The 23,627-nt window shown below is 70.2% G+C and carries 20 protein-coding genes; 9 read left to right on the forward strand and 11 right to left on the reverse strand.

Going from position 1 to position 23,627, the window contains the following annotated elements:
- Positions 1-262 precede the first annotated feature (262 nt).
- A complete protein-coding gene (locus HNR16_RS09025; protein ID WP_225737884.1) occupies positions 263-1,561 on the reverse strand; it encodes an alpha-amylase family protein in 1,299 nt (432 codons plus the stop codon).
- Positions 1,562-2,046: 485 nt separating this feature from the next.
- On the opposite strand from HNR16_RS09025, the gene HNR16_RS09030 reads away from it, so the two are divergent.
- On the forward strand, positions 2,047-2,568 hold the full coding sequence (locus tag HNR16_RS09030; RefSeq protein WP_158040802.1) for a GNAT family N-acetyltransferase: 522 nt from the start codon (positions 2,047-2,049) through the stop codon (positions 2,566-2,568).
- A gap of 304 nt (positions 2,569-2,872) precedes the next feature.
- On the opposite strand, the gene HNR16_RS09035 is transcribed toward HNR16_RS09030, so the two are convergent.
- Positions 2,873-4,540 (reverse strand): DUF222 domain-containing protein, encoded by a 1,668-nt coding sequence (locus HNR16_RS09035; protein WP_179558175.1) that lies wholly within the window; start codon positions 4,538-4,540, stop codon positions 2,873-2,875.
- Positions 4,541-4,735: 195 nt separating this feature from the next.
- Complete coding sequence (locus tag HNR16_RS09040) at positions 4,736-5,278, reverse strand: EXLDI protein (protein ID WP_158040804.1); 543 nt, start codon at positions 5,276-5,278, stop codon at positions 4,736-4,738.
- 212 nt (positions 5,279-5,490) lie between these two features.
- On the opposite strand from HNR16_RS09040, the gene HNR16_RS09045 reads away from it, so the two are divergent.
- The gene (locus HNR16_RS09045) at positions 5,491-5,925 is read left to right on the forward strand and encodes a VOC family protein (protein WP_179558176.1); all 435 of its coding nucleotides are present in this window, start codon (positions 5,491-5,493) and stop codon (positions 5,923-5,925) included.
- 96 nt (positions 5,926-6,021) lie between these two features.
- Here HNR16_RS09045 and lepA read toward each other — a convergent pair whose 3' ends face one another.
- Complete coding sequence (gene lepA, locus HNR16_RS09050) at positions 6,022-7,872, reverse strand: translation elongation factor 4 (RefSeq protein WP_158040805.1); 1,851 nt, start codon at positions 7,870-7,872, stop codon at positions 6,022-6,024.
- A gap of 344 nt (positions 7,873-8,216) precedes the next feature.
- On the opposite strand from lepA, the gene HNR16_RS09055 reads away from it, so the two are divergent.
- Positions 8,217-9,284 (forward strand): CPBP family intramembrane glutamic endopeptidase, encoded by a 1,068-nt coding sequence (locus tag HNR16_RS09055; RefSeq protein ID WP_225737875.1) that lies wholly within the window; start codon positions 8,217-8,219, stop codon positions 9,282-9,284.
- 78 nt (positions 9,285-9,362) lie between these two features.
- Here the strand turns inward: HNR16_RS09055 and HNR16_RS09060 are convergent, their stop codons facing one another.
- Complete coding sequence (locus HNR16_RS09060) at positions 9,363-11,372, reverse strand: transketolase family protein (protein ID WP_158040806.1); 2,010 nt, start codon at positions 11,370-11,372, stop codon at positions 9,363-9,365.
- 213 nt (positions 11,373-11,585) lie between these two features.
- Between HNR16_RS09060 and HNR16_RS09065 the strand changes: the two genes are divergently transcribed.
- Positions 11,586-12,038: a PTS sugar transporter subunit IIA gene (locus HNR16_RS09065; RefSeq protein ID WP_158040807.1), complete on the forward strand. Its 453-nt coding sequence runs from the start codon at positions 11,586-11,588 to the stop codon at positions 12,036-12,038.
- A 288-nt stretch (positions 12,039-12,326) separates the two neighbouring features.
- Here HNR16_RS09065 and HNR16_RS09070 read toward each other — a convergent pair whose 3' ends face one another.
- The 4 genes from HNR16_RS09070 to HNR16_RS09085 all read right to left on the reverse strand — a co-directional run bounded on the left by HNR16_RS09070 (position 12,327) and on the right by HNR16_RS09085 (position 17,684).
- Positions 12,327-13,235 carry a carbohydrate ABC transporter permease gene (locus HNR16_RS09070; protein WP_158040808.1) on the reverse strand — a complete coding sequence of 303 codons (909 nt, stop codon included), beginning with the start codon at positions 13,233-13,235 and terminating at the stop codon, positions 12,327-12,329.
- Positions 13,235-14,173, reverse strand: a complete 939-nt coding sequence (locus HNR16_RS09075; protein ID WP_158040809.1) for a carbohydrate ABC transporter permease — start codon at positions 14,171-14,173, stop codon at positions 13,235-13,237. The genes HNR16_RS09070 and HNR16_RS09075 overlap by 1 nt, the downstream gene beginning before the upstream one ends.
- Positions 14,170-15,402: an ABC transporter substrate-binding protein gene (locus tag HNR16_RS09080; RefSeq protein ID WP_225737876.1), complete on the reverse strand. Its 1,233-nt coding sequence runs from the start codon at positions 15,400-15,402 to the stop codon at positions 14,170-14,172. Before HNR16_RS09080 ends, HNR16_RS09075 begins: the two co-directional genes overlap by 4 nt.
- Before the next feature lie 101 nt (positions 15,403-15,503).
- A complete protein-coding gene (locus HNR16_RS09085; protein WP_158040811.1) occupies positions 15,504-17,684 on the reverse strand; it encodes an alpha-galactosidase in 2,181 nt (726 codons plus the stop codon).
- Between the two features lie 111 nt (positions 17,685-17,795).
- On the opposite strand from HNR16_RS09085, the gene HNR16_RS09090 reads away from it, so the two are divergent.
- On the forward strand, positions 17,796-18,911 hold the full coding sequence (locus HNR16_RS09090; RefSeq protein ID WP_158040812.1) for an ROK family transcriptional regulator: 1,116 nt from the start codon (positions 17,796-17,798) through the stop codon (positions 18,909-18,911).
- A gap of 124 nt (positions 18,912-19,035) precedes the next feature.
- On the opposite strand, the gene HNR16_RS09095 is transcribed toward HNR16_RS09090, so the two are convergent.
- Positions 19,036-19,917 carry a DUF2262 domain-containing protein gene (locus tag HNR16_RS09095; RefSeq protein ID WP_158040813.1) on the reverse strand — a complete coding sequence of 294 codons (882 nt, stop codon included), beginning with the start codon at positions 19,915-19,917 and terminating at the stop codon, positions 19,036-19,038.
- Between the two features lie 159 nt (positions 19,918-20,076).
- The gene (locus HNR16_RS09100) at positions 20,077-20,484 is read right to left on the reverse strand and encodes a VOC family protein (protein ID WP_158040814.1); all 408 of its coding nucleotides are present in this window, start codon (positions 20,482-20,484) and stop codon (positions 20,077-20,079) included.
- 77 nt (positions 20,485-20,561) lie between these two features.
- On the opposite strand from HNR16_RS09100, the gene HNR16_RS09105 reads away from it, so the two are divergent.
- The 4 genes from HNR16_RS09105 to rpsT all read left to right on the forward strand — a co-directional run bounded on the left by HNR16_RS09105 (position 20,562) and on the right by rpsT (position 23,524).
- Positions 20,562-21,149 carry a TetR/AcrR family transcriptional regulator gene (locus HNR16_RS09105; protein WP_158040815.1) on the forward strand — a complete coding sequence of 196 codons (588 nt, stop codon included), beginning with the start codon at positions 20,562-20,564 and terminating at the stop codon, positions 21,147-21,149.
- 139 nt (positions 21,150-21,288) lie between these two features.
- Entirely contained in the window at positions 21,289-21,564 is a 276-nt protein-coding gene (locus HNR16_RS09110; protein WP_158040889.1) for a PTS sugar transporter subunit IIB, read from the forward strand.
- A gap of 28 nt (positions 21,565-21,592) precedes the next feature.
- The gene (locus tag HNR16_RS09115; RefSeq protein WP_158040816.1) at positions 21,593-23,128 is read left to right on the forward strand and encodes a PTS ascorbate transporter subunit IIC; all 1,536 of its coding nucleotides are present in this window, start codon (positions 21,593-21,595) and stop codon (positions 23,126-23,128) included.
- 135 nt (positions 23,129-23,263) lie between these two features.
- Entirely contained in the window at positions 23,264-23,524 is a 261-nt protein-coding gene (gene rpsT, locus HNR16_RS09120; RefSeq protein ID WP_158040817.1) for a 30S ribosomal protein S20, read from the forward strand.
- The last annotated feature ends 103 nt before the right edge of the window (positions 23,525-23,627 follow it).

Here is a 23,627-nt window from a genome sequence, read left to right on the forward strand (position 1 = left end):
GACGCAGAGCCCCCGGCTACGCACCGACGCTATGCCGAGAGCGGAGGCCTATCGAAGCGCCCACGGCGGGGCCCGAGCCGACGTCCGGCCGCGCACGACGTCGCGCGGACACATTGATCTCGTTCCCGTGCCGGACCGTCCGGTCGTGCGCGCCGCCTGACGGAGCGTCCGTCCCGCAACCCTGCGACCCTGCGCGCGATCGCCCGATCCCACGGATCACGCCGCGGCGGTGTCGATCCGGATCGCCGGGTGCGATCGACGTTCAGCGCAGAACGGCCCAGCCGCGCGGCGCGATGGCCACCGTCGCGCCGTCGAGCCGGGCGTCGCCGGCCCCGACCGTCGATGCGCGCAGCCCCTCGATCGCGAGCTCATCGTCACCGAGATTGATCACCGTGACGAGCGCGTCGGTGTCGGTGGCGGTGCGCAGTGCGAGCGAGGTGTTCGTGAGGTGTTCGACCTCGGTGCGGGCCGTGTGCAGCCACGGGTGACGTCGCCGGAGCGCGACGAGCGTGCGGGTCGCGTCGAGCACGCGACGCGCGTCCGGAGCGAGCTCAGCGTCGGCCGGCGCGTTCGGCGGGAACTCGGGGCGGACCGCGTCGTCGCCGCCGAGCCGCTCCTCCTTGACGCCCTCGAACGCGAGTTCGTCGCCCGCGTAGAGCATGGGCGTCCCGGCGACCGTGAAGAGCACGGCGAGTGCGTGCGGGACGAACTCGGGCCCGATCGCGGTCGCGATGCGCGTCACGTCGTGGTTGCCGATGAAGGTGGTCGGGACGTATGTGTCGAGGAGGGCGTCGTGGCGGCCGATCGCGTGGGCGAGCTCGAACAGATTGCGGTCGGCGATCGCGTGCCAGATGCCCTGCCAGAGTTCGTACTGGGTGAGCGAGTCCATCGTCGAGGTCGCGACGATCGCGGCACCGTCGCCGTGGATCACCTCGCCCGAGAACCACGCGTCGGGGTGACGCTCGCGGACGCGTGGCAGGACGCGCCCCCAGAACGCCGGGTCGACGGCGTAGGCGGCATCGAGCCGCCAACCGTCGGCGCCGCGGTCGAGCCAGGTGGTCATGACGTCGACGACGAGGTCCTCGACGGCGGGTGAGGTGTGGTCGAGGGCGACGAGGGACTCGTGCCCCTCGAACACGTCCGCGCGGACGGGATCGCCCGGGCGCCGGTCGTCGCTGTCGATGCGGAACAGCTCGGCGCTCGCCGACGCGGGCCCGTCGGCTTCGACGTCTCGGAAGGCGGGGTGCGCACGGCCGACGTGGTTGAAGACCCCGTCGAGGAGGAGTCGGATGCCGCGCTCGCGGCAGGCGGCGACGAGCCGGTCGAAGTCGGCGTCGTCGCCGAGCCGCGGGTCGATGCGGTGGTGTTCGACGGTGTCGTAGCCGTGGGTGGACGAGGCGAAGATCGGGCCGAGCGCGAGGCCGTTGAGTCCGAGGTCGATGAGGTGGTCGAGCCAGGGTTCGAGTCGCTCGAGACGGTGTTCGACGGGGCGTGTTGTCGGGTCGTCGTCGGGCCTGATGGGGGCGCCGAGGAACCCGAGCGGATAGAGGTGCCACCACATGACGTGCTCGACCCAGGCGGGTTCGGGGTGGCGCTGTGTCACGGTGACCTGCAATCCGGGTGCTCGCCCATCGTCGTCCGGCGGGGTCGCCCTCGCCCTGGCACCGTCATGGTGGCACATGCGAGCGCGGGCACGCCCCGGGCCGGTCGTGGTAGCACGTCGTGGCAGGCGTTCCGCGGTGGACGGCGCTCGGAGAGCGCTGCCCGGGTCGCCCACGAAGAAGTGCGGGTGGCCGCGCACGAGGAAACGCGGAGGTCCTGCAGGGGCGATCGCGGGCGTTCACGCAGAGGCAACCGCGGGCGGCCCCTCACAGGCAGGCGCAGGCAGTCGCGCGGAGGCAATCGCAATCGGTCGCGCACCAACACGCGCGGGCGATCGCGGTGAGCGGTCGTTCCGCGGGTGGGTGGCAGCGTAGGCGGGCGGAGAAGCCCCCGAGCGGTGGTGCATCCATCGTCGTGTGCACGACGGCCGCGTAAGGTGCCGGGATGCCGGTTCTCGAGCGTCCGCACGTGCGCTTCCACGAGTCGTTCCTGGCGGCGCGCCGGGAGTGGGTTGGCGAGCACCAGCCGGGTGCGGGCCTTCGCGGTTCGGACGACCCGGTGTCGCCGGACGGGTTCGCCGCGTGGGTGGATCGATTGCTCGCGGAGGAGCGGCACGTCGACGGTCCCGGCCTCGTGACGTGCACGTACCGCTGGATCGTGGACGACGCCCGGTATCTGGGCTCGATCTCGCTCCGGCACGAGTTGACGCCGTTCCTCTTCGACGAGGGAGGGCACATCGGCTACGGTCTGCGACCGTCGGCACGGGGACGTGGCCTCGGCAGCTGGGCGCTGCGGCGCATGCTCGTGCAGGCACGGAACCGTCGGATGGGCACGGTGCTCGTGACGTGCGACGACGACAACATCGCCTCGTCACGCACGATCGAGGCATGCGGCGGAGTGCTGGAGGACATCAGGCGGAACGAGGTCGGCCGCGTGTATCGACGCTATTGGATCGCGCTCGACTGACGGCGGCCTCGCGCGTTCGCGACGCGGTCGCACATTCCCCACGCGGTCGCAGATTCGCGACGCGTTCGCATTGCGACGTGGACGGGCGCTCTCGACGCCACTGCAGGTTCGCGACTCGAGCGCATGTTCGCCGGGCGCGCGACGCGGGGCGCCGCGGGTGGCTCGCCTGAGGTCGCGGACTCGGCCATTGGGGATGACTCGCGTCTTTGACCGTGTTCGACCGTGTTCGGTCGTCGTCGCGGCGCCGGGCCGGCTCCGCATCCGCTGCACAAGGCATATGGGGGATCGTCTCGGTGGGTTGGTTTCAGGCTCGTCGGTTGAGGCGGGTGGTGTGTCGGAGTGGTGCGGTGGTGTGGGGGTGCCAGTGGGCGTGGGGGTCGTACCAGTGGGGTGGTTTGAGTTCGGGGGTGCCGTGGTTCATGCGGATCTGCCAGCCGGTGCGGTCGAGGTTGCGGTGGTGGTACCAGCACAACAAGACGCCGTTGTCGGTGTGGGTGGGGCCGCCGTGAGCGTGTTCGGTGACGTGGTGGATCTCGCACCACGCGGCGGGCGTGCCGCAGCCGGGGATCAGGCAGCCGCCGTCGCGCAGCGCGATCGCGCGGCGTTGGTCGCGGTCGAAGACGCGTTGTTGGGTGCCGATGCGGCGGATCTGGCCGTGGTCGTCGAGGGTGACGCGTTGCACGATGCCCGCACAGGCGGTGTGGCGGGCGGTGGCGAGGGGGACGGGTTCGTCCTGCCCGGTCGCGTAGGCCCAGCCGCGGCCCTCGACGAGGTCGCGTTCGCGGACCTGCACGACCAGCACGGGTGCCGCGCCGCCCATCGTGGGCAACCGGTTCGCGGCGGCGGCGACGCGCAGCGCGGTCGTGAACGCGTCGTGGAGGAGTTGCGGGCGGGTGCGGTCATCGACCGGACCGAACTCCCCCTCGAGCCCGTGACGAGCACCGACCCCACCACGGGCATCGGCCCCGGCGTCCGCGTCGACCCCGGCGACGCTCCCGGTGCCGTCGCCGCGAGCATCGTGCGCGGCGCTCGCGCTCGGGTGGGCGAGGCCCGCGAGGGTGGGGTGGAAACGCACCGCGTGCCCGTCGGGGCCGGGCGTGCCGTCGCCCGCGCGGGGCGCGGCCAGCGCGGAATCGATCAACCGCAACTGCGCCGCGGTCTCGATCAACAAGTGCCCACTGATCGGCACCAACCCCTCACGCGCGACCCCCAACCGCAGACCCCGACGCCGCAACGCGCGCTGCTCACACGGCTCGGCACCATCCTGATCAAGCACCATCGACCACACCCGCGCCTGCACCCGCAACTGCTCCGCACACGCCCGACCCGCCCGCACCCCGAACACCCCACCACCGGAACCGGCACGGCCCTCGGCGTCGGCAGCACCATCGCCATCGGCGCCGTCGTGAACATCGGGATCGGCATCGGACGCGGCTTCGGCGTCGCGGCCCGCAGCGTCGTCGTCCGCGCGGCCCAGCCTCGGCCCGAGCACGAGCGGCCCGCTCGCCTCGCCCGCCAACGCCGCATCCGCCGCCCGGAACATGCCCGCATCCGCCCGCGCCGACGCCGCCAGCAACGCGCCCGTGCACGCCAACACGCCCTCCACCCCCACATGCCCCGCGACCATCGCGCCGCGCACCGCCGCGCACCGCGCCTCGAGCACCTCACCCGACAACGCATCCACGCCGCCCCGCACCGCCGACGCCGCCCGCAACCACCGCGCGGCAGCCCCCGCCGAGGTGCCCGTCGCACGCCGCAACACCTCGTTCACCGAGCGACAACCCCGCCGCGACGACAACCGCCCCGCCCCCAGATGCGGCGCCGAGCGCGCCTGCACCTCACCCGCGACCTCGACCACCAGCCCCTCGACCCGCCGCAACAACTCCCCCGCGACCACCGCGAGCTCCAACACACCCTCATCACTCTCACCACGCACGGCTTCGCCCGAGAGGACCTCGCCCAGTAGCCCCACCAGGGCACCGGACACCTCCCGTACACGCTCCGCCGTCGATTCCATACCCCCACCCTCACCCCACCCACCGACACCAGACCCCACCCCCACACCACACCCGCACCACCAGCAACAACCCCCACCAGGACACAGGAAAACCCCAGGTTCAGGAGGCTGTCCGTGGCGTCGCGCGAGCATCCCGGTGATGCGCCCGCGTCAGATGTCGAGTTCCTCGACCGCCGGTCGATCGGCGGCCGCCTCGAGGGCGCGCACGAGGTCTGCCGGCACGTCGTCGGCCATGGCGGCGATGTCGGCGTACACCCGCAACGTCCGGGGCCCCGACGCCCACCACTCGCCGCGCCACTCGTCACTCTGCTCGCCGGGGCCACCGTGCTCGTCGCGCACGTCGTCCCAGTCCCCGACGTCGGCCATCGCCGACCAGTCGGGATCGTCGCGCTGGTAGACCGCGAACTGACCACGAGCCGTGCGATAGACCCGGAAGGTCCGAGCCCGTCCCGCCTCGACACGCTCGAATCGCAGGACCGGTGCCCCGGTGAACCGCTTGGTGACCACGACGGGCCCCTCGTCGACCGCGAGTTCGATGGTTCGCATCTCGTCTCCTCCCGTGTCTCGACGGCGCTTCGCCACGTAGAGGCGAAGTCCTTCCGCCACCGCCGTCGAGAGCGATCCGGCGAGCGCGGCCGCCTGCTCGAACAGGGGCAGATCGGACTCGGACACGTACACGTTCTTCGATGGCATGCACATAACTATGCGCATATGGATCATCGATCGCAAGGTGCCCGTTCAAATTGCCGGCGCACCGCGGGCCAACCGTTGACCACCGACACCGACCACTGACGCCCGACGCCCGACGCAGCACGCCGAGCACCGCCACCACACGCGAGCCTGCGCTCGGACGGATCGAGCCCGACTCCGAGCGCGTTGTCGCACTGGCCGGGTACGGTCACCGCATGACCGTGCAACGTCTGGACAACACTGCGATCGTCGTCGAGGACCTCGACGCGGCCGTCGCCTTCTTCACCGCACTCGGGCTCTCCATCGACGGGCGCGCCGAGATCTCGGGGCCATGGGCCGACGAGACGGTCGGCCTCGAGGGCATCCGCAGCGAGATCGCCGTGCTCCGCACGCCCGACGGCCACGGCCGAATCGAGCTCACGCACTACCGCGAGCCCGAGGCCGTGCCGGCGGCGCCGCCCGCACCGAACACGATCGGCCTGCACCGCGTCATGTTCGCGGTCGACGACCTCGAGGCGACCGTCGAGCGACTACTGCCCCACGGCGCCGAGTTGCTCGGCGAGATCGCCCAGTACGAGGACGCCTATCTCCTGTGCTACCTGCGCGGCCCCTCGGGCATCATCGTCGCGCTCGCGCAGGAGATCGGCTGACCCGGTCGAACTGACGAGTCCGGAGCGCGGAAGCCTCGATGAGCGAGTGAGCCGCGCGGTCGGGAGGTTCCCCCGGGCCGCGCGTCGACGCGAGGCTCAGCGCTTCTCCTTGCCCTCCACGTCGCCGCTCAGCGCCGCGATGAACGCCTCCTGGGGCACCTCCACGCGACCGACCATCTTCATGCGCTTCTTGCCCTCCTTCTGCTTCTCGAGGAGCTTGCGCTTGCGCGAGATGTCACCGCCGTAACACTTCGCGAGCACGTCCTTGCGGATCGCGCGGATCGTCTCACGCGCGATGATCCGCGCCCCGATCGCCGCCTGGATCGGCACCTCGAACTGCTGCCGCGGGATCAGCTTCCGCAACCGCTCCGCCATCATCGTGCCGTACGAGTACGCCTTGTCCTTGTGCACGATCGCACTGAACGCATCGACCTTCTCGCCCTGCAGCAGGATGTCGACCTTCACGAGCTCCGCCGCCTGCTCACCCATCGGCTCGTAGTCGAGCGACGCATACCCCTGCGTCCGGCTCTTCAGGTGGTCGAAGAAGTCGAACACGATCTCACCGAGCGGCATCGAATACCGCAGCTCGACGCGCTCCTCCGACAGGTAGTCCATCGAGATGAGCGACCCGCGACGCGACTCGCACAGCTCCATGATCTTGCCGACGTAGTCCTTCGGCGCGAGGATGGCGGCCCGCACGAGCGGCTCGCGCACCTCGATGATGCGCCCCTCCGGGTACTCCGACGGGTTCGTGACCGTGTGGACCGCGTTGTCCTCGGTCGTCACCTCGTACACGACCGACGGCGCCGTCGTGATGAGATCGAGGTCGAACTCGCGACGCAGCCGCTCCGTCACGATCTCGAGGTGCAGCAGCCCGAGGAACCCGACGCGGAACCCGAACCCGAGCGCGACCGACGTCTCGGGCTCGTAGTTCAGCGCGGCATCCGAGAGCTTCAGCTTGTCGAGCGCCTCGCGCAGCTCCGGGTAGTCGCTCGCGTCGATCGGGTAGAGCCCCGAGAACACCATCGGCTTCGGTTCGGTGTAACCCGCGAGCGCGTCCGTCGCCGGGCGACTCGCGTTCGTGACCGTGTCGCCGACCTTCGACTGGCGCACGTCCTTCACGCCCGTGATGAGGTACCCCACCTCGCCGACGCCCAGCCCCTTCGCGGCCACCGGCTCGGGCGCCGAGACGCCGATCTCGAGCAGCTCGTGCGTCGCCCCCGTCGACATCATCTCCACCCGCTCGCGGCTTCGCAGGTTGCCGTCGACCATGCGCACGTAGGTGACGACGCCGCGGTACGCGTCGTAGACCGAGTCGAAGATCATCGCCCGCGCGGGCGCGTCCTCGACGCCGACCGGCGCCGGCACGCGCTCCACGACGCGGTCGAGCAGCGCCTCGACACCCATGCCCGTCTTCCCGCTCACCCGCAGCACGTCCTCGGCGTCACCACCGATGAGGTTCGCGATCTCACCCGCGAACCGCTGCGGATCCGCGGCCGGGAGGTCGATCTTGTTGAGCACCGGGATGATCTCGAGGTCGTTCTCGAGCGCCAGATACAGGTTCGCGAGCGTCTGCGCCTCGATGCCCTGTGCCGCGTCGACGAGCAGGATCGCGCCCTCGCACGCCGCGAGCGAGCGCGACACCTCGTACGAGAAGTCGACGTGCCCGGGTGTGTCGATCATGTTGAGGATGAACTCCTCACCGTCGACCCCCCACTGCATGCGCACGGCCTGCGACTTGATCGTGATGCCGCGCTCGCGCTCGATGTCCATGCGGTCCAGGTACTGGGCCCGCATCTCGCGCTCCTCCACCGAACCGGTGAGCTGCAGCATGCGATCGGCGAGCGTCGACTTGCCGTGGTCGATGTGGGCGATGATGCAGAAGTTCCGGATGCGAGCGGGCGGCGTGGCCGCGGGCTCGAGCGGAGTGGAGGCGCGAGGTGACATGGTCCGCCCATTGTCCCCTATCCCCGCCCGTGTGCGGGCCAGCGTGCCCGATGCCGTCCACGTGGCCGTCGGCTCCGTCTCCCCCGCACGGGTGAGTCCGCTGCCCGGAGCCCACACGTCGCCCACGGATCTCGCCCGCACGGCCGAAGCAGCGGACGCGCTCCGCGAGCAGCATGGTGGTCATGCACACCAACGAACCGAACGACCTGGTCCCCACTCCCGGCACCGCAGCCGGTGCCCGTCGTCCGGACTCGGGGCCCGACGCCCCGTCGACGGGAACGCTGTCGGCGCACGCGCCACACGGAGCCGACGTCGCTTCCCCGGCCCCGAGCTCGAACGACGCCGTGAACGCGACCGACGAGCGCATGCGGCGCCGCCTCGAACGCGGCGCCGACGCCCTCCCGACGAAGGTGCCCTGGGGCGCCGTCACCGTCTTCATCGCGATCGCGTTCGTCGGGGCCTGGCTCGCCTGCCTGCCCCTGTGGCTCGGCGGCGCCTCGCTCGACGTGGTCGACCCCGTCACGTTCCAGCTCCTGCTCCTCGGCATGATGTACACCCCGACGATCGCGGCGCTCGTCGTCGTCTTCCTCGTGCAGCGCCCGGCCCGGAAGGCGCGCTACCTCGGGCTCGTCTTCCGCCCCTCGGGTCGGACGATCCTGTTCATCGCGATCGGCATCGTCGCGCCGCCCGTCCTCTTCGCGCTCAGCATGCTCCTCGCCGCGGCCCTGGGGTACGTGACGCTCGACCTCGCGAACGTGAGCGCACTCCGCGAACTCTTCGCGCAGAACCTCGCCGCGGCGGGCGCGAGCGATCAGGCCGGGACGTTCGACGCGATGCCCCCTGCCGTGCTCGTCCTCATCACGATCCTCCAGACACTCGTGTTCGCGGTACCGATGGCCACGATCGCCGCGTTCGGTGAGGAGCTCGGCTGGCGAGGGTGGCTCCTGCCCTCCCTTCGTCCGCTCGGCACCTGGCCCGCGATCGCGATCTCGTGCGTCGTGTGGGCGCTGTGGCACGCACCGATCATCCTGCTCGGCTACAACTTCAACGACCGCGGACCGCTCGGCCTCGTCATGATGATCGGCTTCTGCCTCGCGGGTGGCTCGTTCATCTCGTGGCTGCGCCTCCGCAGCGCGACGGTCTACCCCGCAGCCGTCGCCCACGGCAGCCTCAACGCGTTTGCCGCGACGATCTTCATCTGCATGGCCGATGCCGGTTCCACGATGGACGGCCTCACGACGATCGTCGGATGGACCGGCTGGGTCCCGTTCCTCCTGCTCGTCGGCGTCCTCGTCCTCCTCGGCCAGTTCGCCCGCCAGCCGCTGCCCGGGCTCACGCTCGCAGAGTCCGTCATCGCGTCGCAGCGTGCCGGCGAGGCAACGCCCGCCACGTCCGGTGCCGTCTCGCACTGACGCGCCGTTCCGACGAACGGGCCGCCGGTTGCCCCGCGGCCCGTTCGCTGTCGTCAACTGGCGGGACCCGCGGGAGGCTCATTGTCCCGATTCGCCGCCGACTGCATCGAGCACGGCGGCCACGACCGTCTCGACCGTGACGCCGCGCAGCGCCATGATCTCGTCGCCCGACCCCGATTCCCCGAACGCCTCGACACCGACGACGGCATCGGCGAACTCGTACCAGGCCGCCCCGACGCCCGCTTCGACCGCGATCACGGGGCCCGCGCGGTCGATCACGTACGCCCGGTAGTCCTCGGCCTCCGCGCGGAACCACTCGACGCACGGCATCGACACGACGCGCACCGGCACGCCGCGCGCATCCAGCTCGTCGGACGCGGCCACCGCGAGCGCGACCTCGCTCCCCGTCGCGACGATCGTCACGTCACCCGGCTGCCAGCCCGCCGCCTCGCGGAGCACGTAGCCGCCGCGGCGAACGCCGTCGGCCGCCGACGAGGGCCACGCGACGACGGGCACCGCCTGGCGCGCGAGCACGAGGGCCACCGGCCCCGCGGGTGCGTCGACGATGCGACGCCACGCGTCGACCACCTCGTTCGCATCGGCCGGGCGGACGACCTGCAGGCCGGGCACGGTGCGCAGCGCGGCGATCTGCTCGACCGGCTGGTGCGTCGGACCGTCCTCACCCACCGCGACCGAGTCGTGCGTGTAGACGTACATGACGTCCAGGCCCATGAGGGCCGCGAGCCGGATCGCGGGCCGCTGGTAGTCGGAGAACGCGAGATACGTCGAGCCGTACGGACGCCACGGCCCGTGCAACGCGATGCCCGTGAGCATCGCGGCCATCGCGTGCTCGCGCACGCCGAACGCGAGGTGGGTGCCCGAGGGCTCCTCGGCCGAGAACGCCGCACCCGGGAGCGCGACGTTCGTCGACCCCGACAGATCCGCCGAACCGCCCCAGGCCGGATAGCCGGCCTCGACGAGCGCTCGCAGCACGCGTCCGTTCGTGACGCGCGTCGCGATCCGCTCCCCCTCCTCGGCCCGTGGGATCCCGTCGAGCGCCGCGTCGCCACTCCCCGGCTCGCCCGCGAGGAACGCGTCCCACCTGCTCGCCGCTTCCGGATGCGTGTGCCGCCAGCGGGCCATGTCGGCGTCCCAGTCGGCGTGCAATCGTTCGCCTCGGCCGATCGCTCGGCGCGTCCACGCGCGGACGTCGTCGGGGACGAGCTGTTCGAGCGTCGCGTCGGGCGCGAACCCGAGCGAGCGCTTCACGGCGGCGACCTCGTCGGCGCCGAATCCACCCGCGTGCGCGGCGGGCGTCCCCGCGCGCTCGGGCGCGGGTGCGCCGATGACGGTCCGCAGTGCGACGAGCGTCGGTCGGCCCGTGCGCCGACGGGCCTCGACGAGCACCCGCTCGAGCGCGTCGACGTCGTTCGCGTCCGTCGCCTCGAGCACACGCCAGCCGGCCGCGTCGAATCGTCCGCGCACCTCGTCGGAGAAGCCGTCGGGAATGGGGCCGTCGATCGTGATGCGGTTGTCGTCCCACACGACGACGAGGCCGTCGAGCCCGAGCCCACCGGCGAGGCTCGCCGCCTCGGAGCTGATGCCCTCCTGCATGCAACCGTCGCCCGCGATCACCCAGACGGTGTGGTCGAACACCTCGGCGTCCTCGCCGAACACGGCCCGTTCGTGCCGCGCCGCGGCGGCCATGCCGACGGCGCTCGCGAGTCCCTGGCCGAGCGGCCCCGTCGACATCTCGACGCCGGCCGTCACGCCGAGTTCGGGATGCCCCGGTGTGCGGGACCCGAGCCGTCGCGAGGCGGCGAGGTCGTCGAGCTCGAGCCCGTAGCCCGTGAGCATCTGCTGCACGTAGAGCAGCAGGCTCGCGTGGCCCGCCGACAGGACGAGCCGGTCGCGCCCGGGCCACGACGGATCGGCGGGGTCGTGCCGCATGACCCGCTGGAAGAGCACGTGCGCGAGCGGGGCGAGGGCCATCGCGGTCCCGGCGTGACCGTTGCCCTTCGCCTGCACGACGTGCGCCGGGATCGCGATCGCCGCCGCGATCGCCCGCTGTTCGAGTGGCTCGACCATGTCGTCCCCGTCTCCTCACCGGTGCGTCGTCGTGGTCCGTCGCGTGGATCACGCACCCGGCGCCAGCCTACGACCGAGGCCTCCGCGCGTGCCCGCCCCGCGTCGGCCCGCCGGCGGGTGCGCCCGCTCGGACCCGCCGGACGAGCACATCCGGTCGACAGCCGGATCTGCGAGCATCGGCTCGACCGAGCTGCACACCGGAAGGGGCCGACCATGACCACGTCGAACGAATCGTCACTGCCCGACGAGGCGATCCTCCTCGGCGCCCACGCGGACGACTGGCGGGGCGCCGTGCGGCTCGCGGGCGACGCGCTCGTCGCGGCAGGCATCACGACGCCCGTCTACTCGGACGAGATGGTGGCCGCCGTGGAGACGCTCGGCCCCTACATCGTCATCGCGCCCGGCTTCGCGCTCGCACACGCCCGCCCGTCCGCCGCCGTCCTCCGCACGGGCATCAGCTGGGTACAGCTCGACGAGCCCGTCGTGTTCGGGCACGCGAAGAACGACCCCGTCGACCTCGTCGCGGGCCTCGCGGCCGTCGACCACGATGCCCACCTCGGCATCATGTCCACGCTCGCGCGGGCCCTCGCCGACCCCGCCGTCATGACGCTGCTGCGCGAGACGGGCGATGCCGCGGGCGTCCGCCGGGCGCTCGGTCTCGACTAGGGCAAGAACGCGTCGTCCGCGGTGAGCCGTCGCTCCATCGCGGCGCGGGCCGCCGGAAGACCGTTCCCGATCGCGCCGAATCAACGCTCCCGTCGCGTGACCCGTCGGTCAGTTGCCCCCCCTCGTCCCTCCCCCCAGGTCGTCGGCGATACCGGTGCACTCGGACGAGGGCGCCCGAGCAACGGGGCGGTCGAACACCGCCCCATCACCCCGGACGCCCTCGCGTTCCGGCATCCGACCCCGGTCGCGGGACGACACCGGATCGTCGTCACCCGCGGCCGAGCGGAGCTACTTGATCGATCCTCGCGTGACGCCCGAGATGACCCAGCGCTGCGAGAAGATGTACACGATCAGCAGCGGCGCCATCGCCATGAGGTACGAGGCGAACGCGGTCGTCGTGTCGATGTTGTACTGCCCCTGGAACACGTACTGCGCGAGCGGGATCGTTCGAGCGGCCGGATCGGTGAGCACCACGAGCGGCATGATGAAGTCGTTCCACGCCCACACGCACGTCAGGATCCCGACGGTCGCGTTGATCGGCGTGAGCAACGGGAAAACGATCTGCCAGAACACCCGCCACGTGGATGCGCCGTCGACGCGCGCCGCCTCTTCGAGCTCGATCGGGATCGAACGGATGTAGGCGCTGTAGATGAAGATGTTCAGCGATATCCCGAAGATCGTGTAGAGCAGGATCATGCCGATCTGGTTGTCGAGCCCCAGGAGCGAGGTCTGCTTGACCAGCGGGAGCATGATGATCGGGAACGGGATGAACAGCGCGGCGAGGAAGTAGAAGAACACGCCCTTGAAGAAGCGACGGTGGCTGTTCCGCGCGAGCGCATAGGCCACGACCGAACTCGTCAACAGCGTGAAGACGACCGAGCCGACCGTGATCAGCGACGTGTTCACGAGTGCCTGCGGGAACGCCGTCCGCTCCCAGGCGTCCGCGAAGTTCTCCCAGCGGACCGGGTTCGGCCACTCGAATCCGTTGCCCGCCGCCAACTGCTCGGGCGATTTGAGCGCCACGACGACGGCCAGGTACAGCGGGATCAGCACCGTGAGCGAGCAGACCGCGATGAGCGCGGTCGCCCACCAATTGGTCTTCCGGGTGTCGTCGGATTCGACGGCGCGGCGACGGCGACGGCGGGGACGCGGTGCCGTCACCTCGGCTTCGGCGAGAACATTGGTTGCGGTGGTCATCAGATATCGGCCTCTCTGCGCTGAAGGACCCGGAACTGCACGAGCGAGACGATCGTGATCACGATGAAGAAGATCACGGCGTTGGCGGTCTGGTAGGCGAACTCCCCGCCCGAGAACCCACCACGGAAGACGAGCAGGGTGACCGATTCGGTGGACGTCCCCGGCCCACCGTTGGTGAGCGCGACGATCGGATCGAACACCTGCAGGAAGCTCTTGAGACTCAGCACGACGTTGATCGTGAAGAACGCGCTGATGAGCGGGAAGGTGATCGCGCCGAACTGTCGCCACGGCGACGCCCCGTCGAGCGACGCGGCCTCGTAGAGCTCGGGCGGGATCGTCTGCAGCCCCGAGAGATAGATGATGATCGAGAACGCGCACGCCTGCCAGACCGCGAGGCCCACGATCGCCGTCCACGCCCAGTCCGGGTTCGTGAGGATGTTGTCGCGGAAGAGCGGGATGTCCGACAGGATCTTCGGCAGCGAGTTCGAGAACAGGAACTGGAAGACGTAGCCGATCACGAGGATCGCCAGCACGTACGGCACGAAGTAGACGCCGCGCCAGAAGTTCCGGGCCCGGATCTTGGCATTGAGTCCCAGCGCGATGGCGAGCGAGATGACGTTCGTGAGGATCGTCGCGACGATCGCGAACAGGAACGAGAACCCGTACGCCGCCAGGACCAGATCGTCCTTGACGAGGTTGATGTAGTTCGCGAGACCGACGAAGCTCCAGTCCCCGTAGCCCGCGTAGTTCGTGAAGCTGAAGAAGATGCCGACGAGGACGGGGATCGTGTGGAATGCGGCGAACGCGATCACGGCCGGCCAGACCATCCAGTAGTAGGCGGGCAGTGCCCGCGACCCGGACGTCCTGACGCGTCCCGCGCGCCTCCTGTTCCGGGCACCCGACGTGCTCGTGCGCACGGCCTCGGTCAATGTGCTCATTTGTCGTCTCCCGTCACGGGGATGGTTCGCGCCGCGACCTTGCGCCACTCGTTGTCGAGCGTCGAAAGCGTTGCATCCGCATTGCGGTCGAACAGGAACTGTTGGATCGTGGGTGTCAGGGGGATGCTCGGCGGGACCTGGTGGTCGATGAAGCCGGTGATCCGCCCTTCGTCGAAATACGGCTTCACGGACTGCAGTGCCGCGTCGTCGCTCAGCTCGGCCCCGATCACCGACGGGATCATGTTCTGCGACGCGGCGAAGTCCTCGATCACACCGACCTCGAACAGATAGTCGATGAAGCGGAGTGCCTCCGCGCGATGCGGTGTGTCCTTGGCCATCGTCACGGCGACGTCGACGCCCGAGACGAGGATCCGATCGTCGGGGTCCTCCGGAACCGGGTACGGGAAGATGGCGACGTTGACGTCCGGGTTGATGCTCTTGATCTGGTTGACGGCCCAGATCCCCTGCAGCATCATCGCCGACTCACCGCGCGCGAAGGCGGCATTGCCGTCGTCGTACATCTGACCGCGGTAGCCGTCCTGCATGTACGAGAACAGTTCGGCCTGCTTGGCCATCACGTCCTGGAAGTCCTTCTGGAACGACACCGCCGAGTCCGGGCCGACGTTCTCGCCCTCGGCCCGGAGCTCGTCGAAGAATCCGTCCTGCGCCGCGTACGCGCCGATCCCGTTCCACGACGGCATGCCCGTCCAGGCATCGCCGAGGGTGCCGTAGAACGGCGTGATGCCTGCGGCTTCGAGGGCATCGCACACGGCGATGAACTCGTCCCACGTCTCGGGGATCTCGAGGCCCTGTTCCGCGAAGATGTCCTGGTTGTACAGCACCCCGTTGGCGTTGTTGACGTAGCCGAGCGAGTTGACCTCGCCCTCCTTGTTGCCGAGCTCGGCGAGGATCTCCTGCACGGCGCGGTTGATCGTTCGGAGCACCGGCTCGTTCGAGAAGTCGTAGAAGACCCCCGCCTCGGCCAGATCACCGAATCCGCCGTTCGCGTTCAGGGTGATGACGTCCGGTGCCTTGTCCTTGACGAGCAGGGTGCGGATGAGGGTCTCGGAATCCGCGACCTGGTTCTGGACGACGCGGATGTCGGGATTCTCCGCCTCGAAGTCCGCGATGATCCTGTTGAAGTCCTCGAGCGCTTCGCCCTTGAACTGGAAGAAGCTGAGCGTGGTGACACCGTCGTCCGGCGTCACCGCGCACCCTCCCAGCGTCATGACGGCACCCAGGGTGGCCACGACGGCCCCTGCGCGGACCAGTATTCGTTGTCTGGATCTCATGTGTGCGCCTCCTTGCGCGTGAACTGTTCTCGGTTGAGTCAGTGGTGCGAGTCGATCTCCACGACCACCGCCTGCTGCGGGAACTGCACCGGTGGGCGAACGCCGATGGTGGCGAGTTCGCGACCGGTCATCGTGATGGGGGCCTCTGCCCAGGCGAGGGGCGACTGCCCGGGCTCGTGCGACGAGCCGGACAGCATCCGGAGCTCGTACGTGCGTGCCGGATCCAGCCCCGGGAACCTGATGCGACCGGCCGGGTAGGCGGCGCTCGTCGTCACCTGTGTGACGACGAAGACGGCCGACGCGGCGTCCGCGGCGACGGTTCCCCGCACATCGATCCCCGGCTCGACGCCGTCGACGTGCACGACGGTTCCGTGCGCGATGAGCGGGCGAAGACGCTTCGCGAGGGCGATCCACGAGGCGACGCGGCCACGGGTCACGGCATCGACGGAGGTGAGATCCCATTCGACGCCGAAGTGCCCGAGGAGAGCGACGGCCGCGCTGAGCTCGAGCGAGACGGTGCGGCCCGAGGAGTGGACGACCGGGCTCGTGAGATGCATTCCCATCATCTCGGGCGGCACGACGAGTCCCGTGTGGCGCTGGTTCTCGAGCCGCTCGAGCGGGTCGAGGCTGTCGCTCGTCCAGATGCGGTCGGTGCGGTCCAGGATGCCGAGGTCCACTCGGGCCCCGCCCGATGCGCACGTCTCGATCTCGAGCCCGGGGTGCGCCGCCTTGAGTTCGTCGAGCAGGCGATAGAGGGCGAGCGTGTGTTCGCGCACGCGCGGCGCGCCGCCGGGGCCGCTCCCCGCGTCGACGAGGTCCCTGTTGTGGTCCCACTTCAGGTAGGCGATCGGGTACTCGATGAGCAAAGCGTGCAGGCGGTCGGCGACGTGCCGGTAGGCGTCGGGGTCGGCCAGATTCAATACCTGCTGCTGTCGTGCCGACGGCGGCAGCGTCGTCCGTGCCCGAAGGATCCACTCGGGGTGCGCGCGGGCGAGGTCGCTGTCCGGATTGATCATCTCGGGCTCGACCCAGAGTCCGAACTCCATCCCGAGTTCGCGGACCCGATCGACGAGGGGATGCAGGCCGTCCTGCCAAACCTCGGCGTCGACCTCCCAGTCGCCGAGCCCTCGGGTGTCGTCCCGCCGTCCGGTGAACCACCCGTCGTCGAGGACGAACCGCTCGATCCCGACCTCGGCCGCCGCTTCCGCCAACGACGTCAGGCGGTCGATGTCATGGTCGAAGTACACCGCCTCCCACGTGTTCAGGGTCACGGGCCGTGGGCGGGTCGGATGCTGCGGCCGGTCGCGCCACTCGGCGTGGAACCGAGCGGACAACTCGTTGAGCCCGTCACCCCACGAGCCGATGACCCACGGGGTCGAGACGGACGCTCCGGGCGCGATCTCGACCTCGCCCGACACGAACAACTCGCCCGCCGCGAGGAACGCCTCGCCCGTCACGGTGCGCTCCGCGAGCACGCGATGGTTGCCGCTCCACGCCACGTGGATGCCGTGGACACGGCCGGACTCGAAGCCGAATCCCGGTCGTCCGGCCGCCAGGAGCACGGATGCGTCCGCCCCGGGGCGACCCCGGCGGCTCTCCCGCAGGTGGGTGCCCAGCGTGAACGCACGACGCTGAGCGGCGCGCTCGCGCAGATGGTGACCGGTCGTGTCGAACAGCTCCGTCGCGTCCCACGGCGTCGGGAAGGCCACATCGAGCCTGTCGAGCGAGTAGGCATCGGTGCCCGTGTTCGTCACCGTTGTCCGCTGGTGGAGGAGACCGCCCGAGCCGATCCTGATCTCCCATCGGAACGCGAGTCGGGCCTCGGCGTCCTCGAGGTTGAACGTTGCCGCAGTGTCGTCCGACTCGTGGTCGACGCGCCCGGGCGCGATGCTGAACCCCGCTCCCCCGCGATGTCCTTCGATCGCGGGGGTACCCGACCAGCCCGAGGCCCCGGTCGCGATCGCACTGAGGCGGGGGGTGCGGTCGAGGCCACCGGAGACACGCTGCGGACGCGCGGCGACGGCGAGGCCTCGGAGGCTCTCGGGCGTCGAGTCGACGAGCTCCTCACCCCAGTGGACGATGACCGGAACTGGATCGGACGAGAGATCGATCACGACGCTCGTTCCGCGACGGTGCAGATGGAGCACACGACCCCCGATGTCGTCGTGACCGGACTCGTCCGTCGTTCGCTCCTGCAGAGCCCCATTGCTTGAGTGCATGGATTAGTTCTAACACAAAAGTAATACTGGGACAAGGATGCCCCCGAAGGTCCGTTCTTCAACCGGGGGGCGAGCTGTTACTATCGAGGCGGAATCAAGGAGGGGGCGCCGATGCTCACACCGAGCGAGAACGCGCTGGCCGAAGCGGTCCTGCTGCACGGCCCCATCTCCCGCTCGGCCCTCACGAGCCGCCTCGGGCTCTCGGCCGCGAGCCTCACCCGCTTGGCGAAGCCGTTCCTCGACACGGGCCTGCTGGTCGAACTCGACGACGTCTCCGACGGCTCCGTCGGACGGCCGAGCCGCCCGCTCGACATCTCACCCGACGGCGGGTTCTTCGTCGGCATCAAGTTGACGGGTCACACGCTGCACGCGGTCATGACCGACGTCCGTGCGGGCCTCGTCGCCGCCTCAACCCGCCCGCTCACGGGAACGGACGTCTCGAGCGTCGTCTCGGACATCCGCGCGGCGGTCGACGACTTCGACGGTGACATCCGCGGACTCGGCGTCAGCCTCGGCGGGTCCATCGAGGACGGCACCGTCGAATTCGCACCCTTCCTCGAATGGCGGGACGTCCCGTTCGCCACGATGCTCACCGAGGCCACGGGCCTCCCGGTCACCATCGAGAACGACCTCGTCGCCCTCGCGGAGGCCGAGCGCTGGTTCGGGGCGGGGCGCGGACTGCCCGGGTTCTCGGTGATCACCATCGGCGAGGGGATCGGCTACGCGGTCGTCGCCCACAACGAGGTCGTGCGCACACGGGAGGTGGGTGCCGGCCTCGGAGGCCACATCCCCCTCGCCGCGAACGGGCCGCTCTGCGATCGCGGGCACCGCGGGTGCGCGCAGGCGATGCTGACGTCCGGCTCGCTCACCACGCAGATCTCCGGCGCACTCCAACGGCGCGTGGAGTACGACGAGTTCCTGTGCCTCGCGGCGAGCGGGGATCCGGCCGCCGTCGCCGTCGCCGAGACCGCGGGCGAAGCCCTCGGCCGGTTCATCGCACTCGCGGCCAATCTGACGATGCAACCCGCCGTGGTGCTCGCGGGCGACGGCATCGGACTCTTCGCCGTCGCGGAGCCCGCGATCCGACGTGCGATCGCCGTGGATCGCGACCCACTCGCCGAGCCGATCGAGCTCGTCGTCGACGAGCCCGGCTTCACCGCATGGGCGCGCGGGGCGGCGGCCGTCGCCATCCAATCGGCCGTCGCGGCACTGAGCCTCGCCCGCTGACCGCCACGCACCCCCGCTGCCGACCCCGCCACAGCGACGGTTGCTGCGCTCGACGCGCTCCGCGCGTCTCGCTGCCGCGATGCCGGGCGGGCGCGACGCCCGCCGGGCTCCGCAGCGGCCGCCGTCAGCCGCTCACGGAGGCGTCCGTCGGCGTCCCGTCGGGGTCGATCTCGACGACGACAGCGACATCCCGGAACAGCCCGTCGTCGCCGTAGTACGCGTTCGCGGAGCCGTCGGGGTCGACGCTCAGTTCACTCAGCCGGAGCCCGTGCGCGATCGACTCGATGGTCGACTCCTCGAGCCCGGCGGCACGAGCACTGTCACGCAGCCATTCGCCTGCCGGCTCCAGCGTCGACGCGGCGAAGGACCGCCAGGTCGCATCGACGGTCGTGGCATGCGCCACGAGTTCCCGAAGTCGCTCCAGCGTCGCGACACAGGTCTCGCTCCCCTCGACCGCGTCATCATCGACCCCGAGGGTCACCCGGACCGTCCGGCCACACCAGTCGAACGACCCGACGAATGCGTCGAGCGGGCGATCGAGCTCGAACTCGCCGAGATCGGTCGTCACGTCGGCCGACTCGACACGGCGAGCGAGACGCTCGTCGAGCGCCGACACGTGGACGTGACGCTCGAGGACCTCGTCCAGGGCGAAGTGGTGCGGGAGGTCGGGAACCTCGAACCCGTATGCCGCGTACTCGGCCGGGTCCGGAGCGGCCCGGCGCACGCGGAGCACGTACTGGGTCAACGGTTGCAGATCGTGGATCCACGTGCCGCCCAGCTCCGTCCCGCGCTCGTCGTCGGCGACGAGCCACGACACACGTCCCCGTTCCTCGACGACCTCCCCGCGCTCGTCGACGTACGCGAGCACGTCGGCCGACGCGGTCCAGAGCTCGTCCCCGTCCACTCGCCCCGCACCGCCCGCATGCTCGCCCGTGAGCACCGTGATGCGGACGGATTCCGCCGCATGGCGTCGTTCGAAGCGTCGGCGCTCGTCGGAAGCTGACATGCGGCCGACCCTAGCAAGCTGTGCGGACGGACCGACCGGCCAGCCAGAGGATGCCCCACCTTCCTCCCACCGACCGCTCACGCGGGCATCGTGGTGAACGACGGAATCGGTCGCGCCCCGTCCCGACTCGTCCCGTGCCCGCGCGTCGCCCTCGCGCGATCACCCCTCGGCGTAGGCGGCGGCGAACTCGGGGCTCGGCGCGATCGGCTGGACGACGTCGAGCAGCACGCCGTCGGGTGCCGCGACGATGAAGTGCCGCTGCCCGAACGGCTCGTCCACGAGCGCCCGTACCGGGCGGTGCCCGAGTTCGTCGACGGTCCGCGTGTGCACGGCGTCGACGTCGTCGACCTCCACGGTGACGAGCACACCGCTCGGTGCCCGCCCGTAGCCCTCGGGCACAGTCTCGTGGTCGAGCGACAGGACGGCGAGCTCGAACGCGCCGCTGCGCATGCTGATGTACCAGTCCGACTCGAACGTCGTCTCGAGCCCAAGGACGTCACGATAGAAGGCTCCCGCGGCCGGGACGTCGTTCGAGGTGAGCACCGGATAGAGACTCGTGATGGTCATGATCGACTCCTCCGTCTTTTACGTACACTGTGTACGTAAGCCGAGTTTACATACAGCGCGTACGTAAAGGAAGACCGATGCCACGAACCTCGGCGGCCGTCGCCGCCCGCACCGCGAGCCGGGTGCTCGCCGTCGCCACGACCCTCTTCTCGACGAGGGGCTTCGCGGACGTGTCCGTCGACGACGTCGCACAGGCCGCCGGCGTCACGCGGGGCGCCGTGTACCACCACTACGACAGCAAGGCCGGGCTCTTCCGGGCCGTCGCCGAGCATCTCCAGGCGGGCATCGCCGCCGAGCTCGTCGCAGCGGCCGACGCATCGGACTCCCCGGCGGCACGACTCCGCGCGGGCTCGCACGCCTTCCTCGATGCGATCACGCGCGGTGCAACGTCACGGGTACTCCTCGTCGACGCGCCCGCAGCGCTCGGCTGGCAGGAGTGGCGTCGGATCGACGCGGAACGCTCCGAGGTCCACCTGCGCGATGCCCTCGGCGACGTCCTGGCCGAGTCCGGATCCGATTCGTCACTCCTCGACGCACTCACCGTCCAACTCTCCGGCGCCATGAACGACGCCGCGCTCTGGATCGCGCAGCACGACGACCCCACCATCGCCCGGCCGCTCGCGCACGCCGCGCTCGATCGCCTGCTCGACGCGGTCACCGTGTGACGCCGAGCCGCCACGTCCGGGCAACGCACCGTCCGCGAGTCGCCCGGGCCGCGGCGGTACACTCCCGGTGCGATCGGAACGGCGGTCGACGCCGTCGAAGCTGACGGAGGCGGCGCGGCCGCCGGAAGGGCAGGACCCCATGAAGATCATCGCCGTCTGCGGCATGGGCATCGGAACCTCCGTGCTGCTGAAGATGAACATCGAGGCAGCGCTCGAGGAGCTCGGCGTCGATGCCGAGGTCGAGGCGGCCGACATCAGCTCCGCGCGCGGAGCGGCCGCGAGCGCCGACCTCGTCATGACGAGCGCCGAACTCGCCCCCGAGATCGGCGAGGTCGACGTCCCCGTCGTCGTGGTCGACAACTTCGTCGACCAGGCCGAGGTGACGCAGAAGCTCGCCGCCGAGCTGGACCACTGACCGGCCCGACCGGACAGGCGGACACATCATGGAGTGGCTCGTCACCCTGCTCGACTTCATCGGGCAGCAGATCCTCAACGTCCCGGCGTACCTCGTCGGCATCATCGTCGCGATCGGGCTCATCGCGCTCAGGAAGTCGACCGGGCAGGTCGTGGGTGGCGCCCTCAAGGCGACGCTCGGCTTCCTCATCCTCGGCGCCGGCGCCGGCGTCGTCACGACCGCCCTCGATCCGCTCGGCGCGCTCGTCCTCGCCGTCACGGGCGCCGAGGGCGTCATCCCGACCAACGAGGTCATCACCGCGATGGCCGCCGACAGCTTCGGCTCGACGAGCGCGTACATCCTGTCGCTCGGCTTCGTACTCATGCTCGTCATCGCCCGCTTCACGCCCCTCCACTACGTGTTCCTCACGGGGCACCACATGGTGTTCATGGCGATGATGCTCTCGGTGCTCCTCTCGATCGGATTCGGAACCGGCAACGAGTGGCTCACGGTCCTCGTCGGCGCGTTCCTGCTCGCCGTCATGATGGTCGCGATGCCGGCGTTCGCCCAGCCGTGGACGAAACGCGTCACGGGCAACGACACGATCGCGATCGGTCACTTCGGCACGCTCGGCTACATCGCCGCCGGGGCCACCGGCCAGGCGGTCGGGCGCCGGAGCGTCTCGACCGAGGAGATCAAGGTGCCGCAGGGCCTGCGATTCCTTCGTGACTCGATGGTCGCGACGGCGCTCTCGATGGTGCTCATCTACCTCGTGTTCGCCGTGTGGGGGCTCGTCGCCCTCGGCGACGAGGCGCTGCCGTTCCTCGAGGCCGACGACAGCGGCGCGTTCGTCATGGCCGCGATCATGCAGGGTCTCATGTTCGGCGTCGGCGTCTCGGTCATCCTCTACGGCGTGCGCACGTTCCTCGGCGAGCTCATCCCGGCGTTCCAGGGCATCGCGAAGAAGGTCGTCCCCGGCGCGAAGGCCGCGCTCGACATCCCCATCGTGTTCCCCTTCGCCCAGAACGCCGTGCTCGTCGGGTTCCTCGCCTCGTTCCTCGGCGGGCTCGTCATGCTCTTCCTGCTCGCCGTCTGGCTCGGCCCCGCGTTCGGGCTCGCGCTCATCCTGCCCGGCATGGTGCCCCACTTCTTCACCGGTGGTGGTGCCGGGGTCTACGGGAACGCGACGGGCGGACGCCGCGGGGCGAGCCTCGGAGGCTTCGTCAACGGCCTGCTCATCACCCTCCTGCCAGCCTTCCTGTACGGCGTCATGTCGGGCATCGGGCTGCAGGGCTCGACCTTCGGCGACGCCGACTTCGGCTGGTTCGGCTCGCTCGTCGGCCTCAGCGTGCAGACCGGCAGTCTCGGCGTGGGCATCGTGCTGACGCTCCTCCTCGGGCTCGTCGTGCTCGGCCTCGCGATCGCGTGGCAGGTGCGCGTCGTCGATCGCGGCTGGATGCCCGGAGCGGCCCACCAGGCGTTCATCGACGAGCGCACGGAGGCCGAGAAGGCGGCCGCGAAAGCCGCGAAGGACGCCGCGACCGCACGACGCCGTGAGGCGTCGAGCGACGAACCCGCCGACTGACCACACACGCGGCACGGAACCTGGTAATCTTGCTCCTTGGCTTCCGCGTTGTCCCACACGGCGCGAACACGCCGCTCGGCCCCTCTACCGCGCGGCACTTCCACAGTCCGGTATTTCAGGGAGAACACCACCCGCATGGCGAACATCAAGTCGCAGATCAAGCGCATCGAGACCAACCGCAAGGCGACCGAGCGCAACAAGGCCTACAAGAGCGAGCTCCGCACCGCGATCCGTCGCGTCCGTCAGGCCGTCGCCGCGGGCGACGCCGAGCAGGCCGGCACCGCCCTCGCGCACGCCACGAAGAAGCTCGACAAGGCCGTCTCGAAGGGCGTCATCCACAAGAACCAGGCGGCGAACCGCAAATCGGCCATCGCCAAGCAGGTCGCGTCGCTCTGACCCGACCTCGCCCGTTCGGGCGAACACGACGAAGGCCCCGCTCCGGCGGGGCCTTCGTCGTTCCCGCTCGCTCCGCCGCCCGTCGCGACGGCGGGGCGTCCGG

The sequence above is a fragment of the Pseudoclavibacter chungangensis genome (genome assembly GCF_013410545.1).
GTDB classification, from domain to species: domain Bacteria; phylum Actinomycetota; class Actinomycetes; order Actinomycetales; family Microbacteriaceae; genus Pseudoclavibacter; species Pseudoclavibacter chungangensis.

Excerpts from the sequence above, each read along its gene's own strand:
- HNR16_RS09045 (WP_179558176.1), top strand. The coding sequence starts at position 5,491 with ATGACCGTGCAACGTCTGGACAACACTGCGATCGTCGTCGAGGACCTC.
- HNR16_RS09030 (WP_158040802.1), top strand. The coding sequence starts at position 2,047 with ATGCCGGTTCTCGAGCGTCCGCACGTGCGCTTCCACGAGTCGTTCCTG.
- HNR16_RS09060 (WP_158040806.1), bottom strand. The coding sequence starts at position 11,372 with ATGGTCGAGCCACTCGAACAGCGGGCGATCGCGGCGGCGATCGCGATC.
- rpsT (WP_158040817.1), top strand. The coding sequence starts at position 23,264 with ATGGCGAACATCAAGTCGCAGATCAAGCGCATCGAGACCAACCGCAAG.
- HNR16_RS09100 (WP_158040814.1), bottom strand. The coding sequence starts at position 20,484 with ATGACCATCACGAGTCTCTATCCGGTGCTCACCTCGAACGACGTCCCG.
- lepA (WP_158040805.1), bottom strand. The coding sequence starts at position 7,872 with ATGTCACCTCGCGCCTCCACTCCGCTCGAGCCCGCGGCCACGCCGCCC.
- HNR16_RS09065 (WP_158040807.1), top strand. The coding sequence starts at position 11,586 with ATGACCACGTCGAACGAATCGTCACTGCCCGACGAGGCGATCCTCCTC.
- HNR16_RS09105 (WP_158040815.1), top strand. The coding sequence starts at position 20,562 with ATGCCACGAACCTCGGCGGCCGTCGCCGCCCGCACCGCGAGCCGGGTG.
- HNR16_RS09080 (WP_225737876.1), bottom strand. The coding sequence starts at position 15,402 with ATGACGCTGGGAGGGTGCGCGGTGACGCCGGACGACGGTGTCACCACG.
- HNR16_RS09040 (WP_158040804.1), bottom strand. The coding sequence starts at position 5,278 with ATGCCATCGAAGAACGTGTACGTGTCCGAGTCCGATCTGCCCCTGTTC.
- HNR16_RS09095 (WP_158040813.1), bottom strand. The coding sequence starts at position 19,917 with ATGTCAGCTTCCGACGAGCGCCGACGCTTCGAACGACGCCATGCGGCG.
- HNR16_RS09025 (WP_225737884.1), bottom strand. The coding sequence starts at position 1,561 with ATGTGGTGGCACCTCTATCCGCTCGGGTTCCTCGGCGCCCCCATCAGG.
- HNR16_RS09085 (WP_158040811.1), bottom strand. The coding sequence starts at position 17,684 with ATGCACTCAAGCAATGGGGCTCTGCAGGAGCGAACGACGGACGAGTCC.
- HNR16_RS09090 (WP_158040812.1), top strand. The coding sequence starts at position 17,796 with ATGCTCACACCGAGCGAGAACGCGCTGGCCGAAGCGGTCCTGCTGCAC.
- HNR16_RS09110 (WP_158040889.1), top strand. The coding sequence starts at position 21,289 with ATGAAGATCATCGCCGTCTGCGGCATGGGCATCGGAACCTCCGTGCTG.
- HNR16_RS09070 (WP_158040808.1), bottom strand. The coding sequence starts at position 13,235 with ATGACCACCGCAACCAATGTTCTCGCCGAAGCCGAGGTGACGGCACCG.
- HNR16_RS09115 (WP_158040816.1), top strand. The coding sequence starts at position 21,593 with ATGGAGTGGCTCGTCACCCTGCTCGACTTCATCGGGCAGCAGATCCTC.
- HNR16_RS09075 (WP_158040809.1), bottom strand. The coding sequence starts at position 14,173 with ATGAGCACATTGACCGAGGCCGTGCGCACGAGCACGTCGGGTGCCCGG.